The 3,657-nt window shown below is 46.5% G+C and carries 4 protein-coding genes; 2 read left to right on the forward strand and 2 right to left on the reverse strand.

Annotated features, from left to right (window positions below):
• On the reverse strand, window positions 1-558 hold a 558-nt coding region (locus AB7U36_RS20590), incomplete at its 3' end, for a 3-oxoacyl-ACP synthase III family protein (protein WP_428161500.1).
• 279 nt (window positions 559-837) lie between these two features.
• Between AB7U36_RS20590 and AB7U36_RS20595 the strand changes: the two genes are divergently transcribed.
• Together AB7U36_RS20595 and AB7U36_RS20600 are read left to right on the forward strand one after the other, a co-directional pair.
• Entirely contained in the window at window positions 838-1,218 is a 381-nt protein-coding gene (locus tag AB7U36_RS20595) for a response regulator (RefSeq protein ID WP_428161501.1), read from the forward strand.
• Between the two features lie 23 nt (window positions 1,219-1,241).
• Window positions 1,242-2,342, forward strand: coding sequence for a sigma-54 interaction domain-containing protein (locus AB7U36_RS20600; protein WP_428161502.1), 1,101 nt, complete (start codon window positions 1,242-1,244; stop codon window positions 2,340-2,342).
• 8 nt (window positions 2,343-2,350) lie between these two features.
• Here AB7U36_RS20600 and AB7U36_RS20605 read toward each other — a convergent pair.
• Window positions 2,351-3,657 (reverse strand): dihydrolipoyl dehydrogenase family protein (locus AB7U36_RS20605; protein WP_428161503.1); only part of this gene is annotated, 1,307 nt, incomplete at its 5' end.

Below are 3,657 nucleotides of genomic sequence, written 5' to 3' on the forward strand. Positions count from 1 at the left end.
TGCAGAGGCAATAAGACCCACATTTTCATCCGTGTCAACGGCTTCGATACATATGGCAGCTGCCCCATCACCGAAAATCACCGTCACATCCCTGCCCCGGGTGGTTTTGTCAAGGCCAGTGGAATGCACTTCAGCGCCCACCAGAAGAACCTTTGAGGCAAGACCGGATTTGATATAGGAATCTGCCGTGGCAAATCCGTACAAAAATCCGGTGCATTGCTGGCGAATATCCAGGGCTGGTGTGGAATCAAGCTCAAGATTTCGCGCCAGAAGACACCCGCCTCCCGGGAACATGATATCCGGACTTAGGGTGGCAAAAATAATAAAATCTAGATCATTGGGGCGCCAACCCGCTTTGTCCAGTGCCATGCGGGCTGCCTGGGTGCCCAGATCCGATGCACCGCAAATATCATCTTCGGTGACCCAGTGGCGTTGGTGGATGCCGGTGCGCTGGCGGATCCATTCATCGGAAGTGTCCATAAATTCGGTCAGGTCTTTATTGGTGACAATATGGGGCGGAACAAAGAAGCCGGATCCCCTGATAATTGATTTTTTCATTGAATTTCCTTGTTGCTATATATTTGAGTCTAACAATTGTAAAACAGCAGAAATTTTCTGCCTGATACCTGAAATTTTATCAGGCCAAGTACAGACCGATTTTATAATATGAATATTGTTTTTAGGCAAGACAGTTAAAACCGTCCATTTTTCTGTTTCCTGTTTTGTTCGATGAACTGGATATTTTTTTCACACCCATATTTTTTTCCCTTGCATATACCAAGAAAATTGAGATATGGACGTAAAGCATTATTCATTTTCATTGACAAAGAGGCTGATATGGCAAATCCGGCTCGACTTCTGATCGTGGACGATAACGAAGATATTTTGTCTACTTTTTATGAATTTTTTAACTCCCTTGGGTATGAGGTTAAGACAGCGGCGGACGGATTTGCTGCTTTAAAAATTCTGCGGGATAAACCCAATTATTTCCTTTGCCTGATCACAGACCTTGTTATGCCTAACATCACTGGTGTGGGGCTGATTTCCATTGTCAAAAATGAATTCCCTGATATTAAAACCATTGCCATGACCGGGCATGGGGATTACCCCGGGGCCCTGGCTTCCGAAGCCCGGGCTGATATCGTTATTTTCAAACCGGTTGACCTGTTTAAAATTGAACGCAAAGTTGCCGAACTTTTAGGCTGTACAGAAGATTAGAAAAAAGAGAGCGTTATTAAGATATGATTTCACCCACTCCGCTGATAGGCGTCTCCATCCCTATGCTGAAGATCAAGGAACTGATCAACCATGTGGCCAAAACCTGCCTGAACATCCTGATTACAGGAGAAACCGGTGTTGGAAAAGAAGTGGTTGCCCGCAATCTGTACGCTGAATCGAATCGGTCTGAAAATAATTTTGTAAAAATAAATTGTGCTGCCTTGCCTGAAACCCTTCTTGAATCAGAACTTTACGGCTATGAAAAAGGCGCTTTTACCGGGGCCCATAAAAAACGCTACGGAAAATTTTTAACTGCACACAAGGGAGTTCTTTTTCTTGACGAAATCGGGGATATGCCCCTTGCCCTTCAGTCCAAAATGCTCCATGTGCTCCAAAGCGGGGAGTTTTCTCCCCTGGGATCTGACCAGGATTTTAAAACAGATGTATGGATAATTGCGGCAACCAACCAGTGCCTTGAAAAAAAAATAAAAGACAAAACCTTTAGAGAAGATCTTTTTTACCGGCTTAATATTATTAAAATAGATATTCCACCCCTTCGCAAACGTCCGGAGGATATTCCGGCTTTGATTGAGTATTACTTTAAAAAATATTTGTCAGACTACCCTCAAACCCAGGCACAAAGGCCTGACCGCCGAACCATGGATCGCCTTTGCAGTTATCCCTGGCCCGGGAATGTGCGCCAGTTGCAAAATTGCATAAAAAAACAGATGGTGCTCAATTCCTGGGATAAAATTTTTGAAGAGTTGCCTGACGACGTATCCCCTCCTGAAACATTGTCTTCAGAAGATCAATTTCAGGCGCAATTAGCCGGTTCTGCCCTGCATTCGCCTGCTTTTCCCTTTGATAATGAACCTGGAAACCAGCGGATGAGAATCATTTCAGAATTTATAGACCTGTCCACAAGTTCGGAAAAACTGTTTGAAGATATCTCTTTGAAAAAAATAAAGAAACTGGCCTCGGACAAAGTAGAAAAGGAAGTGATCACTTTTGTGCTTGAAAAAGTGGGGTGGAACCGATCCAAAGCCGCAAAAATTTTAAAAATATCCTATAAAACCCTGTTATATAAAATGTGCGAATTCAATGTGAATCCGCCCATCAGTTAGCCAATGGGTTATCCATGCAGCGGGGTGCCTAATATTTTTAATGCCGCTTCTCCCATGATTTCAGCCAGGGTGGGATGGGCATGGATGGTGTGCGCCAGATCCTTTGCGGTCAGCCCTTTGCGGATGGCCAGGGCGGCCTCGGCAATCAGATCGGTTGCATGGGGGCCTGTCATATGAACCCCGAGCACCTTGCCTGACCCCTTTTCCACAATCATTTTCGCCTCTCCTGCAATCTGGTCAATGGCATGGGCTTTTCCCAAGGCCCTGAAATTTACAACGGCCGTTTCAATCTCTTTGCCCTGTTCCCGGGCCTGTTGTTCTGTTAATCCCACCGTGCCTATTTCAGGCATGGTAAAAATGGCCCCGGGCACAGCGTCATAAGACATCGCGATTTTGGACATCCCTGTTTGTCCGCAGGCATTTGCTGCGGCCACGAGGCCTTCATGGTATGCCACATGGGCCAGCATCACATGGGCAGGGCCGAGGATATCACCAATGGCGTAAACGTTGTCAACACAGGTCTGCATATATTCATTCACGGCAATCCATCCGGCCTTGTCTGTTTCCAGGCCGATATTTTCAAGGCCCAGCTCTTTTGCCAAAGAACTTCTGCCGATACACACGGCCATGACATCGGATTGAGCAATTTGCGTTTTCAGTTTTCCGGCGGACTGGATGAATGGACTGGCACCCAGAAAAATATCAAGACCGCTGCTTTTGTTTTCAGCCCGTGTCACAATTGTATCCGTAAGCACTTTGATCTTGCGTTTTTTCATCTCCCGCAACAGCAGCTTTGAACAGGACGCGTCCACGCCCGGTAAAGGAAGGACCCTGTCCATGGCCTCAACAATGGTCACCTGACAGCCAAGGGCACTGAATATAAAAGCGAATTCACTCCCGATCACCCCGCCGCCCACAATGGTTAAAGACGTTGGTATGTAATCCAGGGACAGGATATCATTGGAAGACAAAATTTTTTCATGGTCAAAGGGAAAAGCCGGAACGTTCATGGGGACTGTGCCGGCTGCAATGATCAACTTGTCATACGCCACGGATATGGGCTGTTCCCGGTCAGATACCACCGCAACTTTTCCCGGGCAGACAATTTTCGCCCGGCCCATGACAATATTTACCCCAGCCTTTTCAAGAAGTCCTGCAAGCCCTTTTCTCTGGCTTTCGAGCACGGTTTCCTTTCGTTGCATCAGGGCGCGGATGTCAGGGCTGACCGTACCTGAAATCTTAATCCCCATACTGCCGGCCTTAAGGCAATCAAGCAGCAGGTCTGCTGAATTTTTCATTATTTTAGACGGGATAC

It is taken from the genome of Desulfobacter sp., from assembly GCF_050177295.1.

Excerpts from the sequence above, each read along its gene's own strand:
- AB7U36_RS20600 (WP_428161502.1), top strand. The coding sequence starts at position 1,242 with ATGATTTCACCCACTCCGCTGATAGGCGTCTCCATCCCTATGCTGAAG.
- AB7U36_RS20595 (WP_428161501.1), top strand. The coding sequence starts at position 838 with ATGGCAAATCCGGCTCGACTTCTGATCGTGGACGATAACGAAGATATT.